Source organism: Paenibacillus pinihumi DSM 23905 = JCM 16419, assembly GCF_000422505.1.
GTDB lineage: Bacteria > Bacillota > Bacilli > Paenibacillales > Paenibacillaceae > Paenibacillus_D > Paenibacillus_D pinihumi.
The window spans coordinates 17,744-39,787 of record NZ_AULX01000037.1; the positions used below are offsets into that span (position 1 = coordinate 17,744).

The window sequence follows — 22,044 nt, forward strand, 5'->3', positions numbered from 1 at the left end:
TTACGTTGGCATACCGTTATAATTCACAATCGAGAATCCGAACGCAACCGCTACCTGCGGCTGCGGCTCCAGCTTCAGAACAGCTACCGATGCGGGCAAACCGAGCGAAGCGGGCGAGTGCTGATTAAGCGAATACCATTCTGCTTCATTGTCCTCTCTTGCAGTTGATGGTTGATCCCGGCTGTTAGGGAGGTTTTTATTTTGCAGATCATACAACAAAATAAGCATTTGTACGAAATAGAGTTCTCGTCCTCCGATTTGAAGGACAAGAGCTCTATTTTCATTATTTATATGCAACCATGGAGCCGATCTCCAATTAATAAATATTAATTAATAACAATATAATAGAAGACAACGAGAAGCAAATGCTGATCAGGAACAGGAAGGAAATCACCTGTACCGGTTTGAGGCCTGTATGCAGAAGGCGGTAATGAATCTGGCTGGCATCGGCCTGATAGATCGGCTTCTTTTGCAGGAGACGCTTGAAGACAACGAACAGGTTATCGAAGATCGGAACGCCAAGCGCCAGAATTGGAATAAACAGCGACAGCACGGTTGCCTGCTTGAATGCGCCGTCGAGCGCAATAACGCTTAATATGAATCCCAGAAATGTTGCCCCCGCATCCCCCATGAATACTTTGGCCGGCGGCTTGTTATACCGCAAATAAGCCAGGGCCACGCCTACCAAAATAATCGCCATAATCGCCGAGTCCGTCTGACCCATTGCACAGGCAACTATGAAGAGTGTCATCGAAGAAATGGTGGACAATCCCCCGGCAAGCCCGTCCATTCCGTCCGAGAAATTAATAACAGTCGTCACGCCAAATATCCAGGCAATGGTCAGAATGAATTGCAGTAAATAAGGAAGATGAACGAATTCGGAGGTGAACGGATTAATAAACCCCTCGAATGTGATGCCTGAAAAAAAGACGATTACTGCAGCCATAATCTGTACAATGAACTTGGGCAGCGCCGGGAAGTCTTTACCGCGGGTTTTATACCAGTCGTCGATCGTACCGATTGTCAGCAACAACACAGAACCCGCTAATATGCCGAAGGTTGCAGGCGTCACGGATGAAGTAAAGATGAAGTAAGCAATGAAAAAGCCCAGAAATATCGCATAGCTCGCTGTCAGAGGGATCGGTTCTTTATGTATTTTGCGCTCTGTGTCTTGTCTTGGTTTATCGAGAAAATCGATACGGAATGCTAACTTGCGAAATGGGGGAATCAAAAATAGAACAATGGCAAAAGCGGTTAAAAAAGAAGCCAGATAAATAATAAGGACCATCTCCTGTTCATATAGAATCTGCATGATTCAAATCCGACCAAGCTTCGTTATACCTGTTTGTAAGATGTTTTTTGTTTAAAAATGGAGGGTTTTGAGGAATTGTGGAATTTTCTTCAATCAATTGGACGATCCTCCGGCTGAAAAGGTTTCAAAAATACCCGTAGTCCAGGAGAATCCAGAATTGAATTCCCCAAACCGACGGGTATTTAGTCAAACCTGTTTATTATGTAACCCGTATCCCCAAAGGGGGAAGATCAGGTTGCATCCTGCTCATTTTGTGGCTGATAGGCGATTACGACAATGTCTTCGCCTGTGATATCCCGGCAATGCGCCTCAAATTGCTGCAGCTCCTCGAGCAGGGAAGAAGGGAGATTGGCCGGAAGATATTCGCTGTCCATGATTAGACTGAGCGGCCGCCGAGCTGCTGCTCAGCGATTTGCACCAGACGGCGTGTGATGTATCCGCCGAGTGAACCGGCATCACGAGTAGCCATGTTGCCATAGTAGCCGTCCTGCGGGATTTGAATGCCCAACTCTTGTGCGACCTCATATTTCATTTGCTCCAGCGCTGCGCGCGCTTGTGGGACTACCAGCTGATTGTTTCTTGCCATTTTATCCACCTCCTGGTTTATTCAGGAGTATTATTCAACAAGTCCGACGGCTTTATGCATATATATGGGATGGAAGCAATATTTTTTATGGTTGTATCCTGCCATCCAATTAAGGCGTCTGACAGGCGTCAATCATCCAAGAGACACCTGTCTCTCCTACATACATATATAGTATAACTCCAAGAAAGGAGACTTGAAGAGATGGGCGAAGGTATCGGAAGACAACTTGCCAGCAAATGGGCCAAGACATCGGCGCTGCTGTCGCATCCGCGAATTGCTCCCCATATTCCTCCTACAAGAATCTATACCAAAGAGAATTTGCGCAGTATGCTCTCCGCTTATGGCATGGTCGTCATTAAGCCGGTGAGGGGGGCAGGGGGACATGGCGTTATCAAAGTCAACCGTACGAACGGCGGCTACAGCTATACGTATTACTCGGACCGGAGAAGCTTCTCTTCCTTTGAATCCTTAACCGCTTCCCTCGCACGAGTTAAGAAAAACAGGAGGTATTTGATCCAGCGCGGCATCCATCTGGCCACAATCAGCGGACGGCCAATTGATTACCGGGTGAAGCATGTCAAGGCAGGGGAAGGCTGGGTGATCCGTTCCATGGTAGGCCGGCTGGCGCGCCAAGGACTGTTCGTCACAAACTTGTGCCGGGGCGGCACACAAATGACGGCTGCCCAGGGAATTAGAAGATCGCTCTCTTCCGGACTTGTCAAACGCAAGAAATATGAAATGCGGGAACTGACCCGAATCTCAACCCGGGTACTGGAGAGCAGGTTTCCAGGGGTAGGCCAGCTCGGCTTTGACTACGGACTTGACCGTAACGGAAAGATATGGATTTTTGAGGTCAATACCCGTCCGCAATAATATACAAAATCATTCATAGGTTGACAAAATTTTCGTTCATGAAAATTTATCAACCAATGGTTATTCATTTGATTTTTTTATGAAACAGATCTGAAAATTGGGTGTGTATAAAATTATCCACATCATCCCCAAGTGATTTTCCTCACAATTCGACGCCTGTCCACATTCTGTGCACATGATTTCCACACAGTAATGTGGATAAATGGAACAGTTGTTCTTATAATTGGGACATGTTAAGATGATGAGGAAGAAAAAGGGAAGGATGTGTTGAACATGGAGATCCTTTCAGATGAAATGCTTGTCGACAGTTACAACTTGGCGGTGCAGCTTGGTTTAGACCCTGAATTTATTGGAATGCTTTTCGAGGAAATCAAAAAAAGAGAGATTGAACCCAAAAAGTATAGGCTGGGTGCGTAAGGAGTAAGGGTTCATATTCCGTACGATTCCCGCCCGGCAACCATGATTTCGGTCACATTCCCGCATTTCTTACAGTGGCATTGATGCTGGCAGTACGTTTTATTGTGGGAGTTGGACAAGTGTCCCGCTTCATTATCTATAGGTTGATAAGGAGCGTAGGGACCCCATTCGTCCTGTACTCTTCCATCATCCGTCATCATGCCGTCACAAGCAGGACATTCGATTTTCAACACATGAATTCCATTGCACACCGGACATAACACAGGCAGGGTATCCTCCTTTGGCCGTTAAGCGTTTGCTTGACGTGAATAAAGCCAAGGGTAGGATACCCTGTCCTTTTTTAAAATATAAGAATTTATAATAAGGCTATGTTAAATCTTGTTGTTGATAATTGATTAATTTCCGAACAAATATGGGCGTAATAAAAGATATAATGCTAGTTCGGAGATGATATATCATGGAGTTAAAGGAAATAAAGAAGCTCGCTGACGCATTAAATGAAAGCGTTAAACAGGAACTTGTATATTTCTTGCAGTTCAAGGTATCGTCAAAATTGACGAGACCTATTTCTTGCACTCTGAGAAAGGGAAAAGAAACATCTTTGAACGCAAGTCCCGTAAACGCGGCGGTAAAGCTAAATATCGTGGTATTAGTATCGACCAAATCCGATTGAAACGCTGGATCGACCGCTCTAACGGCGTTGCAACGAAGTATCTGCAACATTAAACGGCTTCTTATTGCTAAACTAACAGGCAGGAAAGTCCAAAATGTGGTAGCATGAGAGGGGTAATTTGAGGGTGTGATGAATCTGTTATATTGAGGAGTGATAAATTGAGGCAAGCAGGATTAGTTTTATTAGTGCTAGTTATAATCTCCTTAGTGTCAGCATGTAGCAGTGGGAACACAGATAAGACCATGAGGTCCGAAACTCCCTTGGAAGCCCTCGAAAAAGGCCAAGTGAAAAAGTCTTTCAATCATGATATAAACAAGAATCCTGTTGAGGAATACGTTGAAAAGTTCTCTTATCTGAAACAGCTATCTTTAAAAAAGCAGGAGGCTTTTACCCGATTTAAATCTGAGAGGAACTTGCAAGACCTTTACAATTTCACCCCTGAGGACATGGTGCTGATTTATCTTTACTGTCTATCAATAGGCGATCCAGACTTGATATATGAGATTACTTTTAATGGGGGGCAACTTCCTGACCAAGATAAATTTCGGAAAGATTATTTCGAGTATGCAATGAATTATGATTCCGAAACAGCAGTACATTACAGATATTATGATTCTATAAAAGTGGATGAGAGTACGTCCGAGGAGAATAAGGTAACTGTACTTATTACGGTTAGTATAGAAACAACGACTCATTCCATGGCTCTAGGGCTACAAAAAGAAGATCAAGTATGGAAACTGGATATCTACCATTTGATAAAAGATTATATAAATAAAGCAATTGAAAACAAAACATAATAGGTTAATTCAGGTAATAAAGCTATTTCGTAAAACACTGTTAAGCTAACGGCGAACGATAGTTAAATTAACCGCCTTTTCAAAGGGCGGTTTTCTTTTGGGGTAAAAACAACATTGAGATTTAACATAGCCATTTATAAAAGTTTCACTTTTATAAATGGCTTCTATTTGTAAGTGAAACGACACTGTGCCTGTAAAAGTTGCTGTATTCATTTGAAATGTAACGGCATCAAAGCCCATCGTTCAAGCGGTTTTGGGCAGTTAACATATTTGAATTTGTTTTTATGTGAATTAAATCACATACAATTAAATCCATTCCCTCTATGATAAGGGTAACAACAATGATCCCACTTCATAAGGCTGTTGCAGCATTCTTGGCACACAATTCCAGGCTTCATGTTTGAGCGGCTCTTAGCAAGGCTGCCCGCATACTCAAAAGGAGGAGTTACTATGGCTGTTAAGGAGAGCAACCTCAATTCCATGCCTGCACAGGAGGAAGTCACTCAACTGGTCGCACGGGCAAAGCGCGCACAGGAGGCGTATCTCAGACTGGATCAGACACACATCGACCGGATTGTCCAATCCATGGCGCTCGCAGGGCTGGACCGTCATATGGTGCTTGCTAAAATGGCGGTGGAAGAAACGGGACGCGGCGTATATGAGGATAAAATTACGAAGAATATTTTTGCAACAGAGTATATCTACCACCATATTAAAAGCAGTAAAACGGTCGGCGTAATTGAAGAAAATCCGTATGAGAGCTATCAGCTCGTTGCGGAGCCGGTAGGTATTATTGCCGGGGTTACGCCAGTGACCAACCCGACCTCAACGACAATGTTCAAGGCGCTCATTGCCGCCAAGACACGCAATCCGGTCATTTTCGCCTTCCACCCGTCTGCACAGAAGTGCAGCGCGGCCGCAGCCAGAACACTGCTTGAAGCTGCAGTGGCAAGCGGGGCGCCAGCACATTGTATACAATGGATTGAATCGCCTTCTCTCGAAGCCACGCAGCTGCTAATGAACCATCCGGATATTGCGCTTGTGCTTGCAACAGGCGGAGCGTCGATGGTGAAGGCGGCTTACAGTACCGGAAAACCTGCACTCGGAGTCGGGCCGGGCAATGTGCCTTGTCTGATTGAACAGTCAGCTGATCTGGAGCAGTCAGTGACCGATCTGATCTTGTCCAAAACATTTGACCATGGCATGATCTGTGCCTCTGAGCAGTCCGTTATTATCGAAGAGCCTGTCTATGACCAAGTGAAAAAGCTGATGAAGGACAACGGCTGTCACTTTCTGACCAAAGCGGAGACAGAGCAGGTATCGGGGCTGGTCATTAATAAGGAGAAGTGCGCGGTCAATGGCGTTATAGTCGGACAAAGCGCGGTGAAAATTGCTGAGATGGCGGGTATTCAGGTGCCGGACGATACAAAAATATTAGTCGCGGAGCTGCAAGGTGTCGGGGAAGCCTACCCGCTGTCCGCTGAGAAGCTAAGCCCGGTTCTTGCTTGCTATAAAGTTAAGACCGCGGAGCAGGGTATTGAACGGGCGGCTGAGGTCGTTGCCTTTGGCGGTATGGGCCATTCGTCGGTCATTCATTCACGCAACAGCAATGTTATCGATAAATTCGCCAAGCGGCTGCAAACCGGCCGAGTCATCGTCAATGCGCCTTCGACGCATGGCGCAATCGGCGACTTGTACAATACGAATCTGCCTTCGCTGACACTGGGATGCGGCTCTTACGGGCATAACTCGACAACTTCTAATGTAACTGCCGTCAATCTGCTGAACATTAAGCGTGTTGCTTTCAGGACGGTCAATATGCAGTGGTTTAAGGTGCCGCCTAAAGTTTATTTTGAGAAGGGATCGACGCAGTACCTGGAGAAGATGCCGGATATTTCCCGGGTCATGGTCATCACCGATGAGACGATGGTAAAGCTGGGTTACGTGGAGAAGCTGGAATATTATTTGCGCAAGCGTCCAAATCCGGTCTATATCGAGGTGTTCTCGAATGTTGAGCCGGACCCGTCGGTGGACACGGTGGAGCGGGGCAGGGCGATGATGGAAGCCTTCCAGCCGGACTGTATCATTGCACTTGGAGGAGGCTCGCCGATGGATGCGGCGAAGGCAATGTGGCTGTTCTATGAATATCCCGATACGAACTTCCATTCGCTTAAGCAGAAGTTTCTCGATATCCGCAAGCGTGTATACAAATATCCGCGGCTGGGCCGCAAAGCCAAATTCGTAGCTATTCCGACGACCTCGGGTACGGGGTCGGAAGTGACTTCCTTCGCCGTAATTACAGATAAAAAGGAGGGCAATACAAAATATCCGCTGGCTGATTATGAGCTGACGCCGGATGTAGCAATCATTGATCCGGATTTTGTATACAGTCTGCCAAAGACAGCGGTCGCGGATACGGGGATGGATGTACTCACCCACGCCGTCGAAGCCTATGTATCGGTCATGGCAAATGATTATACCGATGGCCTGGCGCTACAGGCGATCCGTCTCGTCTTCCAATACCTGGAGCAGTCGTATCATGAAGCAGACCCGGTAGCCCGGGAGAAGATGCATAATGCATCGACGATAGCCGGCATGGCTTTTGCCAACGCATTTCTGGGCATTAACCACAGCCTTGCGCATAAATGGGGCGGCGAATATCACACCGCTCACGGCCGCACCAATGCGATTCTGATGCCGCATGTCATCAAATACAATGCCCGCAAGCCGACGAAATTTGCTTCCTTCCCCAAATATGCCCGGTTCGTCGCGGATGAGCGGTATGCGGAAATTGCCCGGATGCTGGGACTGCCGGCAAAGACGAAGGAGGAAGGCGTCCGCAGTCTGATCGAAGCGATCCGCAAGCTGAACCGTTCGCTTGGCATCCCGGAGAGCTTCAGTGAGCTGGGCTTTGATAAAGCGGATTTCGAAGCGAAGGTAGACCGGCTTGCAGACCGTGCTTTTGAAGATCAATGCACGACTGCCAATCCGAAAATGCCGCTTGTGACAGAGCTGGCTGACGTGTACCGCAATGCGTTTTATGGCAAATTTTAAGAATTTGAACGCTAATTCAACCTTGGAGGTGCTGTCGCAATGGCGATGATGGAACGGGAACTTACGGGGCAGGCGAAGCAAGGAAATGAGGCATGGCGCCACTTTGAAGGACTCTCATGGAGAAGAAAGATTGATGTGAATGCCTTTCTGGAGAGCAATCTCATCCCCTACACCGGGGATGAGGCTTTCCTGGCAGGACCGACATGTCAGACGGACGAACTGTGGCAGCGCGTGCGGGAGCTGCTGCAGGAGGAGCAGCTCAGCGGTGGCGTATTGGATATTGATATCCACACGGTATCCTCGATTACTTCTCATGCCCCAGGCTATATTGACAAGGATAAAGAGACGATTGTCGGTTTGCAGACCGATGCGCCGCTGCGCAGAGCTGTTCAGCCTTACGGCGGAATTCGGATGGCAGCGGACGCCTGCTCCGCGTATGGTTTTCAGCTCCCGGAGGAGATGGCCCGGCTGTTCACAGAAATTCGCAAGACGCATAACCAGGGTGTATTCGATGCGTATACAACAGAGATGCGGACTGCACGGAGAGCAGGAATCGTCACGGGGCTGCCGGATGCTTACGGCCGCGGCCGTATCATCGGAGATTACCGGAGGGTCGCGTTGTATGGTGCAGACCGGCTGATCGCCGGCAAGCAGGAGGAGCTGCTTCAGCTTGAAGTGGATGCTATGAGTGAGGATGTGATTCGGCTGCGCGAGGAGCTGTCCGAGCAAATACGCAGCCTGAATGAGCTGAAGCGGATGGCGGCCTCATACGGATTTGATATTTCACAGCCCGCAGGCAATGCGAAAGAAGCGATTCAATGGCTCTACTTCGCTTATCTTGCGGCAATCAAGGAGCAAAATGGCGCGGCAATGAGCCTGGGGCGTGTATCCAGCTTCCTGGATATTTATCTGGAGAGGGATTTGGCTGAAGGAACATTATCCGAGGAACAGGCTCAGGAGCTGATCGATCATTTCGTCATGAAGCTTAGGATTGTGAAATTTTTGCGGACACCGGATTATAACGAGCTGTTCAGCGGTGATCCGACATGGGTAACAGAGTCGATCGGCGGGATGGGGCTGAACGGAGAGACAAGGGTGACGCGCACCTCCTTCCGCTTCCTTCATACGCTGTACAATCTGGGTCCTGCTCCGGAGCCAAACCTGACGGTGCTGTGGTCGCAGCAGCTTCCGGAGAAGTTCAAGCGCTATTGCGCCAAAGTCTCTTCAGAGACCAGCTCGATTCAATATGAAAATGATGATCTGATGCGGCCCCGTTTCGGAGATGATTACGGCATAGCCTGCTGTGTGTCAGCGATGCGGATCGGCAAGCAAATGCAGTTTTTTGGAGCACGTGCCAACCTGGCAAAGTCGCTGCTGTACGCGATTAATGGAGGTATTGATGAAAAGCTCGGCATTCAGGTCGGGCCGCCGATCGCCGCAATCACCTCTGAGGTGCTTGATTATGAAGAGGTAGCGGCTAAATTCGAGATCATGCAGGAATGGCTGGCAAAGCTGTATATGAACACGCTGAATGTTATTCACTACATGCACGACAAATACTGCTACGAACGAATTGAGATGGCGCTGCATGACCGGGATATTGTACGTACGATGGCTTGTGGTATCGCCGGATTGTCCGTAGCGGCCGATAGTCTGAGTGCAATCAAATATGCGAAAGTGCGCCCTGTACGCAATGAGCAGGGGCTTGCCGTAGATTTTGAGATTGAAGGGGAGTACCCGCAGTATGGCAACAACAACGATCAGGTAGACGGCATTGCCGTGCAATTGGTTGAGGGCTTCATGGAGAAGCTGCGCAAGCATAAGCCATACCGCAATGCCGTACCTACGATGTCGGTGCTGACGATTACTTCTAATGTCGTATACGGCAAAAAGACAGGGACGACACCGGACGGACGGAAGGCTGGCGAGCCGTTCGCACCAGGCGCCAATCCGATGCATGGACGGGACCGCAAAGGAGCGCTGGCTTCTCTAAGCTCGGTTGCAAAGCTGCCTTATGACAGCAGTCTGGATGGCATCTCCAACACCTTCTCCATTGTACCCAAAGCACTCGGCAAGGAGGAGGAGGCCCGTTACGCCAATCTCGTCTCCCTGCTTGACGGCTATACGGCAAGCGGCGGACATCATTTGAACGTTAACGTATTCGACCGGGAGCATCTGATTGATGCGATGGAGCATCCGGAGAAATATCCGCAGCTTACGATCCGCGTATCCGGTTATGCCGTTAATTTTAATAAATTGACCCGGGAGCAGCAGCTTGATGTCATTAACCGGACCTTCCACGGTTCCGTGTAACACATCCTTATATAAATAGGTAGGCATTCGTTAAAGGGGGCATGCGCCATGAAAGGCCGGATCCATTCCATTGATACCTTTGGCACCGTAGACGGTCCAGGCATCCGCTTCGTTCTGTTCATGCAGGGCTGCGCGCTGCAATGCCGGTTCTGTCATAATCCTGACACCTGGGAAACCTCTGGAGGCCGTCAGATGTCGGTCGAGGAAGTCATTGCGGAGCTGGAGCCTTATCTGGTGTATTACCGTAAATCGGGAGGCGGTATAACCGTGACCGGTGGAGAGCCGACTTTGCAGGCGCCATTCGTAGCCGAGCTGTTCAAGACGGTCAAGGAAAGATTCGGTCTGCATACGGCGCTGGACAGCTCAGGCTTTTGCGAACCATCCAATGCGCGCTCGCTGATTGATTATACGGATCTGGTGCTGCTCGATTTGAAGCAGATGGACAGCGCCAGGCATGAACAGCTAACCAGCCAGCCCAATGAACGAATTCTGAGGTTTGCCTCATGGCTGGCAGGGCAGCACAAGACAATGTGGGTCAGGCATGTACTTATCCCTGGAATTACGGATTCCTGGCAGGATTTGACCGCGCTCGGCCGGTATGTATCCGGGCTGGATTCAGTAGAGCGGATAGAGCTGCTGCCATACCATAGAATGGGCGTATACAAATGGCAGCAGCTTGGACGCATCTATCCGCTGGAGGGCGTTCAGACGCCATCAGCGGCAGAGGTGGAGCGGGCCAAGGCCATTATCGAAGCAGCTAGAAAAGAAGCGGCAGCCTCACCCTGAAGGGCTGCCGCTTCTTTCTGTCCTGACGTGTTCCTGTTTCGATATCATAGAGCTCACCAGTACTATCAGCGAAGCTCAAAGCTGCGCCATTCCTGACCCTCCGCCAGCATTGCTCTGTTCCAGCTTCCAGGCTTTGTTCATGCAATCTATTCCAGATTTTGCTTGTCCCTCACTAACTCAGAATAAAATGTCACTTTTTGTCGTAATATAATATGACTTTTGAAGGGAAATGAGAACTGTGGAATTAGGCGGAAGGACTTAGCCAAAGTAGTCTTGTCTGCCGATTTTTCCAATTTTCGCCCAATCAAAATCGGCCCTTGCTTCCTATTATATAAGGAGGCAAGGGCCGTACTTATAACGCCTGGTTATAAAAGAGTATGAATTATAGCTTCATGTTACTGCTGTGGCCTGGGGAAAGCTTGGCTGAAGGATCAATGTAGACCTTGGCATTGTTAATGGCTGTAGGCGCCTCGCCGAATCCGACGGCGATAAGCTTGAGCTTGCCCGGATAGGTCGTTATGTCCCCTGCTGCAAAAATGCCCGGAATATTCGTCTCCATGCGGGTATCGACAACGATGGAGTTGCCCTGAATCTCAAGTCCCCATTGTGCGATTGGTCCCAGGGACGAAATAAAGCCGAAATTGACGATCACGGCGTCAACATCGACAATCTTCTCTTCCTTTGTCTTCACATCGCTGATCGTGACGGCATGAATGCGGTCATCGCCATGTAAAGCAGAAATTTCAGTTGGTGTGAGTACCTGAATGGAAGAATTCATCAAATTTTGAACACTGTGCTCGTGAGCACGGAATTTGTCGCGTCTGTGAATCAAAGTGACGCTCTTGGCGATCGGCTCCAGCATCAGTGCCCAGTCAACCGCAGAGTCTCCGCCTCCGCTGATGAGCACGTTCTGGCCTTTAAATTGGTGCAGGTCATTGACGAAATAGTGAAGGTTCCTGCCCTCATACTTGTCAGCACCATCAAGTTCCAGACGACGAGGTTCGAAAGCGCCTACCCCACCGGATATAACTACAGCTTTGGCATGATGTACCGTCTTATTTGTATGAATTTCAAAATGACGCTCAGCCTTCTTGACCACATTGAACACTTTCTCTTCCAGGCAAATTTCCTGTTCGAAGTGCTCCATTTGAGCTTTAAGCTGATTGACCAGTTCCTGAGCGGTTACCTTGGGGAACCCGGCTACATCATAAATATATTTTTCAGGATACAATGCGGCAAGCTGTCCGCCCAATTGAGGCATGCTTTCGATAATTTTTACCGAAGCCTGTCGCATCCCTCCGTAAAATGCAGCAAACATTCCGGCCGGTCCTGCGCCGATTATCGCAATGTCCACTATGTGATCTGTTGAAGCTTCAGAATGACTCATTAAAAACTGCACCTCCAAGAAGTTTGGTATACTACGAGTATAAGCTTACCAGAAAAGAACTAGAAATAAAAATTTGTATGTTTTTCTAAAGTTTTTCGTATTTTTATCCCTTGAACTTTTATTGAAAAGTCGATATGATTTCATTTGTATATACACGGAGACTTTTGTCGAACCGACAAGACAGATAATAAGCGCGGTTTGATTGACATAAACTAGACCCTAGAGACATAGAATTACAATCTGGTTTGTGTAATTTTTCACAAGGAATGGAAGGGATTAAGTAATGAGTAACATACCGAAGATTGTCATTCTTGGAGCAGGGTACGGCGGAATCCTCACAGCGCTTCGTCTGCAAAAAGAATTAAATTACAATGAAGCAGATGTGACCCTTGTCAACAAGCACGACTATCACTACATTACGACCCATTTGCATATGCCGGCTGCCGGTACGGATAATCCTGAAAATGCCCGTGTCAGCATTTCCAAGCTTATCGATGAGTTCAAAATTGACTTTGTCAAATCAACCGTTGTGCAAATCCGTCCACAAGATAAGAAAGTTATTTTGGAGGATGGTACCCTTTCTTATGATTATTTGGTCATTGGAGTAGGCGGCGAGCCGGAAACATTCGGTATCCCCGGCATGAGTGAATATGCGATGAACATTCGCAGCATCAACTCTGTTCGTCTGATCCGGGAGCATATTGAATACCAGTTTGCCCGTTACAAGCGCGAGCCGCATCGTTCGGACTATTTGACTTTCATTGTTGGCGGCGCAGGCTTTACAGGCATCGAGTTTGTCGGCGAGCTGGCAGACCGTCTGCCGGAGCTGTGCAAGCAGTTCGATGTCGATCCGTCCATCGTGAAATTGTATAACATAGAAGCCGCTCCAACTGCGCTGCCTGGATTCGATCCGGAGCTGGTGGAATACGGCATGGAAGTGCTGAGAAAGAAAGGCGTCACATTCAAAATCGGCACAGCGATAAAGGAATGCACACCTGATGGTGTTATCGTCGGGGAAGGCGAGGAAATCCGCTCCCAGACCGTCATCTGGACCGGAGGCATCCGCGGCAGCCGTCTTATTGAAGAAGCAGGCTTCGAGACGATGCGCGGACGTGTAAAGGTCGATGAGTATCTGCGTGCGCCAGGAAGCGAGAATATCTATATCGTGGGAGATAACTCGCTCGTATTTAACCCGGAAGGGCGCCCGTATCCGCCAACTGCCCAGATCGCAATGCAGCAAGGCGTCGTATGTGCCCACAATCTGGTGGCCGCCATCCGCAAGCAGTCGCTTAAAGGATTTGAGTTCAAGAACAAAGGTACGGTAGCCTCTTTAGGCAAGGGTGAAGCGATCGGAATTGCTTTCGGCAAGAAATATAAAGGCCGTTCCGCGGCTTGGTTGAAAAAAATGATCGATCTTCGTTACCTGTTCATTATCGGCGGCGTTCCGCTCGTCCTGCGTAAAGGGAAGTTCCTGTAATGAGGCACTGCAGCGTACAGGTACGCGGGTTGCTGACCAGAGAGGAACTGGACCGCTATAATGCTCTGATGGAGGTTGGTTCGTTCCTCGAATCGCAAAATCGGTATGATTTGGCTTACACCGTACAGCAAGAGGTCGACCGGCTGATTGTTCCCGGCATTGAACGGCTGAAAGAAAAAGGCCGGGAACGTGATCGTGCGACGCAGCAATACTTAGAGGAAATGAAGGGGGAAGCTGAATAACAGCTTCCTTTTTTATTTGCCTTGCAAGCGCTCTTGACTGGCGGTTGCAGGCAGACAATCGGATAGCACCGGGGGGGACTGGATAATGAAAAGTGAAAGGCATGCACTGGTAATCGGCGCGGGGATTGGCGGCTTATGTACAGCCATCGCCCTGGAGCAGACAGGATGGCAGGTTACGGTATATGAGCAGGCTCCGGCACCGTCAGAGGCAGGGGCGGGCATTGTACTGGCTGCAAATGCTGTTGCTGCTCTGACAAGGCTGGGGGTGGCAGATCAGGTGAAGCAGCGGGGAGCCAAGGTCGGTATTGCCCATATTCGCACGCATGATGGCAAAATGATTACTCAGCTCCCTGTAAAAGTCCAGGCGGAGCGATACGGTACCTTCAGCTATCTTGTTCATCGGGAGGAATTGCAAGCGGTGCTGGCGGAGCGACTGCAGAATACAACGATTCATTACAATAAGAAGCTGCGCGATTTTAAGCAGCAGAATGGAGTCGTGACGGCACTTTTCCAAGATGATACTTATGCTGCCGGAAATATTCTGGTTGGAGCCGATGGTATTCATTCGGCTGTTCGCAGAGGATTGCTGGATACCCCGGATCATGCACAAGGGGATTCCCGGCATGGGGCTTCCACAAACACAGCAATGATCTCCCGGGCAGGTTCCGCCAGTGCTGTCGGACATTCGGAGCTCCGTTATTCAGGTTTTACCGCACTGAGAGGCATTTGCAACTTGCAGGATGACGGGTATACGCCTGAGAAGGGCGGAGGATTTGAAGCATGGGGCCAGGGGCTGCGTTTCGGCTTCTCCCACTTGGACCGGGGACGGATTTTCTGGTTTGCTGCGATCAATGCTCCGCAAGGAATGATTCAACCGCCCGATCGAAGCAAGTCCGATCTGCTAAAGCGGCTGAACGGCTGGTATGAACCTGTACAGCGGGCGGTGGAGGCAACTCCTGCAAATGAGATTTTAAGACATGATATTTTCGACAAAATTCCGCTTCGATTCTGGTCATCCGGTTTGGTGACACTGCTTGGCGACGCTGCGCATCCGATGCTGCCTAATCTGGGACAGGGCGGGGCACAGGCTATGGAGGATGCTGTGCAGCTTGCGGCCTGCCTCAAGCAACATGCGGATCCCGTTGCTGCAATGCAGGCTTATCAAAAGATCCGTATTCCGCGCACATCCCGGGTTGTACGGCAATCACGGCGAATGGGGAGAGTTGTACAACTGGAGAATCCGCTGGCCATTGCCTTTCGCAACCAGTTGCTCAGGCGGATGCCAGGCCGCTTGCAGATGAAGCAGCTCGACTGGCTGCTAAGCTATAGATCCCCTTCTATATAAATGAAGAGATAAATATAGAAGCATGTACAAAGGTCAAATCGGGTCCCGATCCTCAATGCCGCTGCTGATTAAAAAAGCCTCGCGGCCTTCATAGTGAAGGCGTGCGAGGCTTGCGGATTAAATGATTTGCTTAAACTTGACGCGCAGGCTGCGCTGTTAGATGCTCAGCAGTTTGCCAAGCTTGTCCGAATCCAGCAGGTTGCCGACATAGAAGTCGCCAAATTCGCCGTAGCGGGCACTAACTTCATCAAAGCGCATCTCATAGACCAGCTTTTTGAACTGAAGCGGATCATCCGCAAATAGCGTCACGCCCCATTCCCATTGGTCAAAGCCGACAGAACCGGTAATGATCTGCTTGACCTTGCCTGCGTAAGAGCGTCCGATCATGCCGTGGCTGCGCATCATGCTGCGGCGCTCGTCCATGCTCAGCATGTACCAGTTATCATTGCCTTCGCGGCGCTTGTTCATCGGATAAAAGCAGATATGGGCCGCTTTTGGCAAAATCGGCTTGAGGCGGGCGAGGACTTCAGGATTTTCCGAAGGGTCCGTACCTGGCTTCGCCATGTAATTACTCAGCTCTACAACGCTAACGTAGGAGTAGACAGGGGTCGTGAATTGGGCGATAGCCGACTTGTTAAAGGCCGTCTCCAGTTCATTCAGCTCTTCCAGCGTTTCACGCAGGTGCATAAAGATGATGTCTGCTTTTTGGCCGACAATGCTGTATACGGCTGTGCTGCCTTGCTTGCTTTCTTCGACAGCGGACCATGCGCCCAGGAAGGACTTCAGCTCGTCCTCAGCCTGACGGCGCGCATCCTCGCTGGCAAGCTTCCATGCAGACCAGTTGATCGAGCGGAAATCATGGAGCGCAAACCAGCCCTCCAGTGTTTGTGCTGCTTCACTCATTGAGATCTCTCCTTTTTCGGCCGGTGAGCGTTTTCACTTGCGGCCTGTACTTGACGATATATCTTCGTTCATATGTGATGCCGGAAATTCCGGCCGGCAGGGCCATAACGTCAATCATATTGTAGCTTAAATATGGAAATAAGGGCAAATGGCGGTCTTGTGACAAAACAGAGGGCGGAATTGACTTGACGCAAGCGTTTTAATAAACTACATTATAGCATGTACAATTCGTGAACGTGACCATATGAAAGGGGAAGCGCTGAATGCTCCAAATGATCATTGCCATGATGCTGTTTTTCGTTATGATGTTCGGCATTGGCTTTATTTTGAATATGCTGATGAAGACGACCTGGTTCCCGGTGTACCTGTTCGTCATCATCCTGCTCCCGATCGGGATCTATTATACATGGGATGATTCCATGGCCTTCGCTGAGAATCTGCAGGCCTACACTTATGTGGATATCGCTCCGGCTGTCACTGCGCTCGTAGGCGCCTTTGTGAGCGGCTATACGATTCGCGCACTTCGCCGCGGCGGCTACAAGATGTTCTAGTTTTAGCTGCGGGATAATAAGAAATCTCTCCTTCTGCAACCGCCGGTTATCCGGTCATCCTGCTGCTGGAAGGAGAGATTTTTTTCGATAAGAAGAGACTATTTTACAAGATTCCCGTATACAAATTCCTTCATCTCTCTGGTATAACGATCCCAGTCGTAGCTTGTATTTTCAATAATCAGTTTAGGAATTTGCCATTCATCCACAACCGATCTTACGAATGCCTGGCTGCTGCCCCATAATTCGCCGGCCTCACGGAAGTCTTCATCCGTATGCAGGGAGACGGGTCCCCACTCATTGCCGCGTATATTGCATATATAGCGCCACTGCGCTTCAGGATTCACTTGATAAAAATAAACCAGGACAGGCTCCAGCGGGGCTAGTATCTGCTGCAAGGAAGCAGTGAATTTGTGCAGCTTATCCCTGTTCATGCCCGAATGATGGGCACAGTTGATGGCGTCCTGAAAAAGCACGCTCTCAATAATCGTCAGGTCCGGGCTGCCCTGAAGCCGTTCATCTACGAATTTCCTGAACTTCGCTTCCAGCAAAGCGATGAATTTGTCCTGTTGCTCTTCATGCTGGAATTCCGCCCAATTAAAATCAGTCAAAAGCAAAGGATTATTGTCCTCCTGCTCAAGCACGCAGCGGCTTTCCTTGCCCCATGTGGCCAATTGCTGTGCGATCATCGATGCCGAGGTTGATTTTCCCGATCCCGGCATGCCGTCTACGATAATAAGTCTTTTCTTTTTCATTTTTCTGTCATCCTCCCGATTGAACTGGCTCTGATTGTCATCTTCATTGCACTTGAAATCTTTGATTATACTGCGAATGAGATGGAGGCCTTCGGGAAGCAGAAAAAGCCTGACTTGCAGACCATACGTCAAACATACCGGCTGCTGTGACAGGCAGGAAAAAACAGCAAAGGGCATCTTGCACTGTATACGATATGTACGCACCAAAAAAGCCTCCATCCCATTCGATTGATCTGTAAAACGATAACCCTAATAAACCTTTCTATATGAAGGTTTAAAAACGGGGTTTGTTTTACTTCCTCAATTTAATGGAGTGAAAGCAAGGTGACATCGATAGGCCTCTTTCCTGAATTAGATTTATTTTACAAATACATTTCCGATATTATCCAATAATTCGATTTTTGTCAATCTATGTTTAGGATTTTAGTGCAAGGGCATGAGAACTTATGGCAGCCGCAGATACGGGACTGGTTGCTTTTTCTTTTCTGTTCTGCATCGAAAGGTTGTGCGATTTATGTTAAACTATGTAGATGATATTAGCGATGTTAAAAACGAAAGTGTTACGATAACTCTGTGGATCGTTTGCGAAACTTTGCGAACGTTGTGTAATTGGACCGAAAGCGCAACGGTAACTCTACGATTCTTTGTGCGTAATGAGCGGAGATAAGCGGTACTTTACGAAATGTAGCGTATTAGAACGAATAAGCAACGATACTCTACGATTCTTTGTACGTAATGAGCGGAGATAAGCGGTACTTTACGAAGTGTAGCGTATTAGAACGAATAAGCAATGATACTCTACGATTCTTTGTACGTAATGAGCGGAGATAAGCGGCAACTTTACGAGGCGTTGCGTAGTTAGAACGAAAGTCCAAACGGTAGCACTACGATACACGTTGCGTAAATTCAATCGCAGTGTAACGAGGAATAGCGCATTACAACTAAGCTAAGTGACCTTATTACAAGCAGGTTTTCAAGAATGTTGTTAAGAGTCTGTGGAAAAATATACGAAATTCAAAGTGGAACAAGTTTAAAACCAATCAAGTGACTATGAAAGAGGTGAGCGGGTGCGGATCGGGAATATTCTTCAGTTCACGGAGCATCACCGTTATTACATATATCGGGATTTCTCGCTTAGCAGCATGGATTCAAAAGTGCTTCAGATGATCTATCAGCCGATGGTAGGCGCACTGGCAGCCAGTCTCTATCAATTGCTGTATCATCACGTTCCGGCAGATCAGGTAGGCTATTCGCAGCTGGAATCGCAGCGCCGGATTTTTCTGAGCCTGGGACTGGAGATGAATGAGCAAGGACGCAGGACATTGATCGAACATGCCTCGCGGCTTGAGGCAGTTGGCCTTCTGCAAACCTCAAGGCTTGCAATGCCGCACGGCGAGGATGTGATCTTTGAGTATGAGCTGGCAGAGCCGCTCGGACCTGAGGAGTTTTTTGAGAACCAGCATTTGACTATGTATCTGCGGGACAAAATCGGGAAGTTCGCGCTTATTTCCCTGCGGCAGGAATTCGTGTCCCGGGAACCGGACGAACTTGCGCACGCCCAATTGGAGAAGGAGAACATCTCGGTTCCCTTCTATGAGCTGTTCTCGCTGAATACCCACTCTGTGGACAGTGAGCTGGAACAGGCGCTTTCCGAGGTGGCACCCTCCAGACAAAGCACAAGAACGATACCGGATAGTTCCGAGACAGCGGGTATCCAGTACGGTGAGATTATTTTGCGCTTCCCCCGTCATGCGGGCAACCGTCCATTCGTGGAGCGGCTGCGCGGCGACCAAAAGCAGCTTGCGAAGCTGAATTATGTCGCCTACAAGTACAACCTCAATGTTGTGGATTTATGCCGCTTGCTCGATGAGGACGGCATTTTCTCGCGTGCGGGCGAACTGATGGAGGAAGAGCTTCAGCTCCGGGCCAACCAGCTTTACCGCCAGGATCGCAAGCGGGGAGACGAGCGGGAGCGGAAGCTGGCAAAAATAGCAGCGATCCAGCAGGGGGATACAGAGGAGGAAATGCCTCAGGAGCATGCGGTACAGGCTGAAAATTGGCTGGAGGTGCCGGTGCAGCTGACTGGCCGCTGTGACAAAGCCCAGTACAATATGCTGATGCGCAATGAGCCGCATACCCGCTTCCTGGCCCGCTTCTTCCCGGGCGCTGTACCCGAATGGATGGAGCGTGTATTTGAACGGATTGATCTTAATTACCGCCTGCCGGGAGCGGTCATCAATGTGCTCATTCATTATGTGCTCGGCGAGAAGAAGTCGCAGCGTGTCAGCAAAACCTTTATTGATGCTGTAGCAGGAAATATGCTCGTCCAGCAGGTAGACACCTTCGAGAAGGCGGTGGGCTATGTGCGTGAGCAGGGGGATGTAGAGGAGCGCCGGAAACATACGGACACCCGCACCGCTGCCCCAAGAGCGGGTATTCAGAGAAATCGGGGCACCCGCAAGCCCAACATGCCGATTGTCGAGGATGCTCCGTCCGGAGCGGCACCTACGTCGGAGGAGCTGGAAGCGGCTCTCAGACTGGCGCGCAAGCTGGATGGAAAGATGGAGTAGGAGGTGAGGCTGCATGGAATCGCTCGGTGAAGTGCTGAAGCAGTGGCCTGTAGGGAACAAAATGTCGGATAAGGCCAGACAGCTTCAAGAGGAGCTATTGGTCCATCCGCTCGTAGTCAAGCTGCGGGCCAAGTATCCGGAATTAAGCGAAGATGTGATCCGGCTCAATCTGAACCGGGTCTACCAATATACGAAAGAACACGGGAACTGCTCTAATTGCCCTGGTCTCGACCGCTGCCCGAACGACTTTGAGGGTCATTATACGATGCTGTCCAGCGAATCGCAGGGTGGTGTCACACAACTGGTCGACCGCAAGGTACCGTGCAAAAAATTTATCGCCCACCAGAGCGAGCAGCAAATCCGCAGCCGGGTGCGCAGCTTTTACGTGGACGAACTCGCGCTATCCCGCGGCTATTCGGCTGAGGAAATTATGTTCAAGGACCTCGACCGGTTGAAATCCGCCCAGCATGTTATGGGATATATTGACCAGACGAAGCAGGAGGGGCTGCAGACACGCGGACTGTATCTCGGCGGCAAGTTTGGAACGGGCAAGACGTTCCTGATGTGCTACATGCTCTATGAGCTGGCCAAGGCCGGATATTCGGGCGTCATCGTCTATGTCCCTGAATTTGTGGAGGACCTGAAGTCGATGTTCCAGGAGCCGCAAAAACTCAAAGAGACGGTGGAATTGATGAAATCAACCGATCTGCTTGTCTTCGACGATATCGGCGCGGAAAATCTGAACCCGTGGGTTCGCGACCATGTGATGGGGACGATTCTGAATTACCGGATGAACCGCAAACCGACCTTTTACACTTCGAATCATGATCTGGATATGCTGGAGAAGCATTTCAGCTTCACAAGCAAGGATGGCGACGAACTTCATAAAGGGCAGCGCTTGATGGACCGTATCCGCCCATTCGTGGACTATGTGCTTGTATCCGGGGAAAATAAACGGGGCAAATGATGAGTTCCAATATAACGAAAGCCTTCCCGCAGCAGGGAGCTGACAGTGACCTCATAAGAAGTCATGGTCTGCCGATACCTCTGCTGCGGGAAGGCTTTTTTGTATTGCTTGCCGGAGTCCGCTTATTACGGATACAAATCATGCAGGGAAGCGCTGAGCTTCGCATCCGTCCCGCAATCCGGCCATAAATGATTCAGTTTATTCTGTGCTTCATGAATGGTCGCTACGCATCCGAGCCTGATGAGCACCCCGATTGCGATGCAGGCAGTCCGGGTCCGGTCTTCCGAGCAATGCAACCCGAGTCTGTAGCCTGCTTCGGCCATTTCAGAGACCCATTCTACTGCTTGGTGAATGTGAGACTGTTGGTTTTCCGTATCGGATGCAATCGGAATTTGTATATAGTGCAGGGGGTGCTCCTTGCCGGTAAGTACCTTTTCCGCCCGCAGATCGACAATAATCTGACAATGCTCTTTCTCAATCAGCGTCGTCATATCGCCAAGACCGCCAATCCACACCTTTCCCTCTACCAGCTGCCTGCAACTGCTCCATGCTGTTTTGACTTTGGGCAAGCCGTCATCCCTCCCTGATCTTCAATGGTCTTCGTGTTCATCCATCAGCTTTGTAAAGTGTATTAAATTCCCAGCTCTTACATGACGAAATCCTATAAGCAATATAAATCAATGTCATCATTAAATCTTAAAAATGTATGTCAAACGTCTGTGAAAATGTCACTCTAATTGTGCTATGAAAATGTCACTTGTTAAAATGAAGGTCTCTGTTACCAGAAGGCCTCTGGATAGCTATTGTGCTGCGAATACATGGCATCTTGGAACGAACGTTGTTTTGTGTTACGCTTAGTGATGTTGTTGTCATACGTGGTTTTCCACGGATGATCTTTGGCGGGTTTGCGTGGCTGCGCAGAACCCGTCTTTTCTTTTGGGGTGAGAACGGGATCACGGCTTGGACGGTCCGTCGCTTGGAGCGCAAACGCCTGTCCGTACATCCAGAGCAATACCTCACCTTCCAGCGTTTCGCGTAC

At 49.2% G+C, this 22,044-nt stretch carries 19 protein-coding genes and 3 pseudogenes; 14 read left to right on the forward strand and 8 right to left on the reverse strand.

Annotated elements, in window-relative coordinates; all coding sequences use genetic code 11:
• Nucleotides 1-22: 22 nt before the first annotated feature.
• Nucleotides 23-124, forward strand: a pseudogene (locus tag H583_RS36125) (iron-sulfur cluster assembly accessory protein); the annotation flags it as partial.
• Nucleotides 125-316: 192 nt separating this feature from the next.
• Here H583_RS36125 and H583_RS0113020 read toward each other — a convergent pair.
• From H583_RS0113020 to H583_RS0113030, 3 genes are all read right to left on the reverse strand, one after another.
• Nucleotides 317-1,288 (reverse strand): MraY family glycosyltransferase, encoded by a 972-nt coding sequence (locus tag H583_RS0113020; protein WP_028560856.1) that lies wholly within the window; start codon nucleotides 1,286-1,288, stop codon nucleotides 317-319.
• A 254-nt stretch (nucleotides 1,289-1,542) separates the two neighbouring features.
• Nucleotides 1,543-1,686 carry a hypothetical protein gene (locus H583_RS37185; RefSeq protein ID WP_169456488.1) on the reverse strand — a complete coding sequence of 48 codons (144 nt, stop codon included), beginning with the start codon at nucleotides 1,684-1,686 and terminating at the stop codon, nucleotides 1,543-1,545.
• Nucleotides 1,687-1,688: 2 nt separating this feature from the next.
• The gene (locus H583_RS0113030; protein ID WP_028560857.1) at nucleotides 1,689-1,898 is read right to left on the reverse strand and encodes an alpha/beta-type small acid-soluble spore protein; all 210 of its coding nucleotides are present in this window, start codon (nucleotides 1,896-1,898) and stop codon (nucleotides 1,689-1,691) included.
• A gap of 201 nt (nucleotides 1,899-2,099) precedes the next feature.
• On the opposite strand from H583_RS0113030, the gene H583_RS0113035 reads away from it, so the two are divergent.
• From H583_RS0113035 to pflA, 7 genes and pseudogenes are all read left to right on the forward strand, one after another.
• Complete coding sequence (locus H583_RS0113035; RefSeq protein WP_028560858.1) at nucleotides 2,100-2,771, forward strand: YheC/YheD family protein; 672 nt, start codon at nucleotides 2,100-2,102, stop codon at nucleotides 2,769-2,771.
• A 273-nt stretch (nucleotides 2,772-3,044) separates the two neighbouring features.
• Nucleotides 3,045-3,188: a sporulation histidine kinase inhibitor Sda gene (gene sda, locus H583_RS32810; protein WP_036709512.1), complete on the forward strand. Its 144-nt coding sequence runs from the start codon at nucleotides 3,045-3,047 to the stop codon at nucleotides 3,186-3,188.
• Between the two features lie 525 nt (nucleotides 3,189-3,713).
• A pseudogene (locus tag H583_RS36635) lies at nucleotides 3,714-3,854 on the forward strand (IS1595 family transposase); the annotation flags it as partial.
• A 267-nt stretch (nucleotides 3,855-4,121) separates the two neighbouring features.
• Nucleotides 4,122-4,658, forward strand: coding sequence for a hypothetical protein (locus H583_RS0113050; RefSeq protein WP_154665879.1), 537 nt, complete (start codon nucleotides 4,122-4,124; stop codon nucleotides 4,656-4,658).
• A 450-nt stretch (nucleotides 4,659-5,108) separates the two neighbouring features.
• Entirely contained in the window at nucleotides 5,109-7,712 is a 2,604-nt protein-coding gene (gene adhE / locus H583_RS0113055) for a bifunctional acetaldehyde-CoA/alcohol dehydrogenase (protein WP_028560861.1), read from the forward strand.
• A gap of 39 nt (nucleotides 7,713-7,751) precedes the next feature.
• Nucleotides 7,752-10,025, forward strand: a complete 2,274-nt coding sequence (gene pflB, locus H583_RS0113060) for a formate C-acetyltransferase (RefSeq protein ID WP_028560862.1) — start codon at nucleotides 7,752-7,754, stop codon at nucleotides 10,023-10,025.
• A 48-nt stretch (nucleotides 10,026-10,073) separates the two neighbouring features.
• Nucleotides 10,074-10,811, forward strand: a complete 738-nt coding sequence (pflA, locus tag H583_RS0113065) for a pyruvate formate-lyase-activating protein (RefSeq protein WP_028560863.1) — start codon at nucleotides 10,074-10,076, stop codon at nucleotides 10,809-10,811.
• 382 nt (nucleotides 10,812-11,193) lie between these two features.
• Here the strand turns inward: pflA and H583_RS0113070 are convergent, their stop codons facing one another.
• Entirely contained in the window at nucleotides 11,194-12,198 is a 1,005-nt protein-coding gene (locus tag H583_RS0113070) for an NAD(P)/FAD-dependent oxidoreductase (protein ID WP_028560864.1), read from the reverse strand.
• Between the two features lie 283 nt (nucleotides 12,199-12,481).
• Here H583_RS0113070 and H583_RS0113075 point away from each other — a divergent pair, with 283 nt between their 5' ends.
• From H583_RS0113075 to H583_RS0113085, 3 genes are all read left to right on the forward strand, one after another.
• Nucleotides 12,482-13,675 carry an NAD(P)/FAD-dependent oxidoreductase gene (locus H583_RS0113075; protein WP_028560865.1) on the forward strand — a complete coding sequence of 398 codons (1,194 nt, stop codon included), beginning with the start codon at nucleotides 12,482-12,484 and terminating at the stop codon, nucleotides 13,673-13,675.
• Nucleotides 13,675-13,917 (forward strand): hypothetical protein, encoded by a 243-nt coding sequence (locus H583_RS0113080; protein WP_028560866.1) that lies wholly within the window; start codon nucleotides 13,675-13,677, stop codon nucleotides 13,915-13,917. The genes H583_RS0113075 and H583_RS0113080 overlap by 1 nt, the downstream gene beginning before the upstream one ends.
• An 85-nt stretch (nucleotides 13,918-14,002) precedes the next feature.
• On the forward strand, nucleotides 14,003-15,262 hold the full coding sequence (locus tag H583_RS0113085) for an FAD-dependent monooxygenase (protein WP_028560867.1): 1,260 nt from the start codon (nucleotides 14,003-14,005) through the stop codon (nucleotides 15,260-15,262).
• Between the two features lie 156 nt (nucleotides 15,263-15,418).
• On the opposite strand, the gene hemQ is transcribed toward H583_RS0113085, so the two are convergent.
• Nucleotides 15,419-16,165, reverse strand: a complete 747-nt coding sequence (gene hemQ / locus H583_RS0113090; RefSeq protein WP_028560868.1) for a hydrogen peroxide-dependent heme synthase — start codon at nucleotides 16,163-16,165, stop codon at nucleotides 15,419-15,421.
• A 263-nt stretch (nucleotides 16,166-16,428) separates the two neighbouring features.
• Here hemQ and H583_RS0113095 point away from each other — a divergent pair, with 263 nt between their 5' ends.
• Nucleotides 16,429-16,716 carry a YuiB family protein gene (locus H583_RS0113095; RefSeq protein ID WP_028560869.1) on the forward strand — a complete coding sequence of 96 codons (288 nt, stop codon included), beginning with the start codon at nucleotides 16,429-16,431 and terminating at the stop codon, nucleotides 16,714-16,716.
• Between the two features lie 98 nt (nucleotides 16,717-16,814).
• Here H583_RS0113095 and H583_RS0113100 read toward each other — a convergent pair whose 3' ends face one another.
• Entirely contained in the window at nucleotides 16,815-17,468 is a 654-nt protein-coding gene (locus tag H583_RS0113100) for a P-loop NTPase family protein (RefSeq protein ID WP_154665880.1), read from the reverse strand.
• A 1,067-nt stretch (nucleotides 17,469-18,535) separates the two neighbouring features.
• Between H583_RS0113100 and H583_RS0113105 the strand changes: the two genes are divergently transcribed.
• Both H583_RS0113105 and dnaI read left to right on the forward strand, forming a co-directional pair.
• Nucleotides 18,536-20,038 (forward strand): replication initiation and membrane attachment family protein, encoded by a 1,503-nt coding sequence (locus tag H583_RS0113105; RefSeq protein WP_028560871.1) that lies wholly within the window; start codon nucleotides 18,536-18,538, stop codon nucleotides 20,036-20,038.
• 13 nt (nucleotides 20,039-20,051) lie between these two features.
• Nucleotides 20,052-21,005, forward strand: coding sequence for a primosomal protein DnaI (gene dnaI, locus H583_RS0113110; RefSeq protein WP_028560872.1), 954 nt, complete (start codon nucleotides 20,052-20,054; stop codon nucleotides 21,003-21,005).
• 125 nt (nucleotides 21,006-21,130) lie between these two features.
• On the opposite strand, the gene H583_RS0113115 is transcribed toward dnaI, so the two are convergent.
• A complete protein-coding gene (locus H583_RS0113115; protein WP_028560873.1) occupies nucleotides 21,131-21,574 on the reverse strand; it encodes a protein-tyrosine phosphatase family protein in 444 nt (147 codons plus the stop codon).
• Nucleotides 21,575-21,783: 209 nt separating this feature from the next.
• Nucleotides 21,784-22,044: pseudogene (locus tag H583_RS37030) on the reverse strand (ISNCY family transposase); the annotation flags it as partial.

Bases quoted from the DNA above. Each gene is read 5' to 3' on its own strand.
- pflB (WP_028560862.1), top strand. From the start codon at position 7,752: ATGGCGATGATGGAACGGGAACTTACGGGGCAGGCGAAGCAAGGAAAT.
- H583_RS0113100 (WP_154665880.1), bottom strand. From the start codon at position 17,468: ATGAAAAAGAAAAGACTTATTATCGTAGACGGCATGCCGGGATCGGGA.
- pflA (WP_028560863.1), top strand. From the start codon at position 10,074: ATGAAAGGCCGGATCCATTCCATTGATACCTTTGGCACCGTAGACGGT.
- hemQ (WP_028560868.1), bottom strand. From the start codon at position 16,165: ATGAGTGAAGCAGCACAAACACTGGAGGGCTGGTTTGCGCTCCATGAT.
- H583_RS0113085 (WP_028560867.1), top strand. From the start codon at position 14,003: ATGAAAAGTGAAAGGCATGCACTGGTAATCGGCGCGGGGATTGGCGGC.
- sda (WP_036709512.1), top strand. From the start codon at position 3,045: ATGGAGATCCTTTCAGATGAAATGCTTGTCGACAGTTACAACTTGGCG.
- H583_RS0113070 (WP_028560864.1), bottom strand. From the start codon at position 12,198: ATGAGTCATTCTGAAGCTTCAACAGATCACATAGTGGACATTGCGATA.
- adhE (WP_028560861.1), top strand. From the start codon at position 5,109: ATGGCTGTTAAGGAGAGCAACCTCAATTCCATGCCTGCACAGGAGGAA.
- H583_RS0113075 (WP_028560865.1), top strand. From the start codon at position 12,482: ATGAGTAACATACCGAAGATTGTCATTCTTGGAGCAGGGTACGGCGGA.
- H583_RS0113080 (WP_028560866.1), top strand. From the start codon at position 13,675: ATGAGGCACTGCAGCGTACAGGTACGCGGGTTGCTGACCAGAGAGGAA.
- H583_RS37185 (WP_169456488.1), bottom strand. From the start codon at position 1,686: ATGGACAGCGAATATCTTCCGGCCAATCTCCCTTCTTCCCTGCTCGAG.
- H583_RS0113020 (WP_028560856.1), bottom strand. From the start codon at position 1,288: ATGGTCCTTATTATTTATCTGGCTTCTTTTTTAACCGCTTTTGCCATT.
- dnaI (WP_028560872.1), top strand. From the start codon at position 20,052: ATGGAATCGCTCGGTGAAGTGCTGAAGCAGTGGCCTGTAGGGAACAAA.
- H583_RS0113030 (WP_028560857.1), bottom strand. From the start codon at position 1,898: ATGGCAAGAAACAATCAGCTGGTAGTCCCACAAGCGCGCGCAGCGCTG.
- H583_RS0113095 (WP_028560869.1), top strand. From the start codon at position 16,429: ATGCTCCAAATGATCATTGCCATGATGCTGTTTTTCGTTATGATGTTC.
- H583_RS0113035 (WP_028560858.1), top strand. From the start codon at position 2,100: ATGGGCGAAGGTATCGGAAGACAACTTGCCAGCAAATGGGCCAAGACA.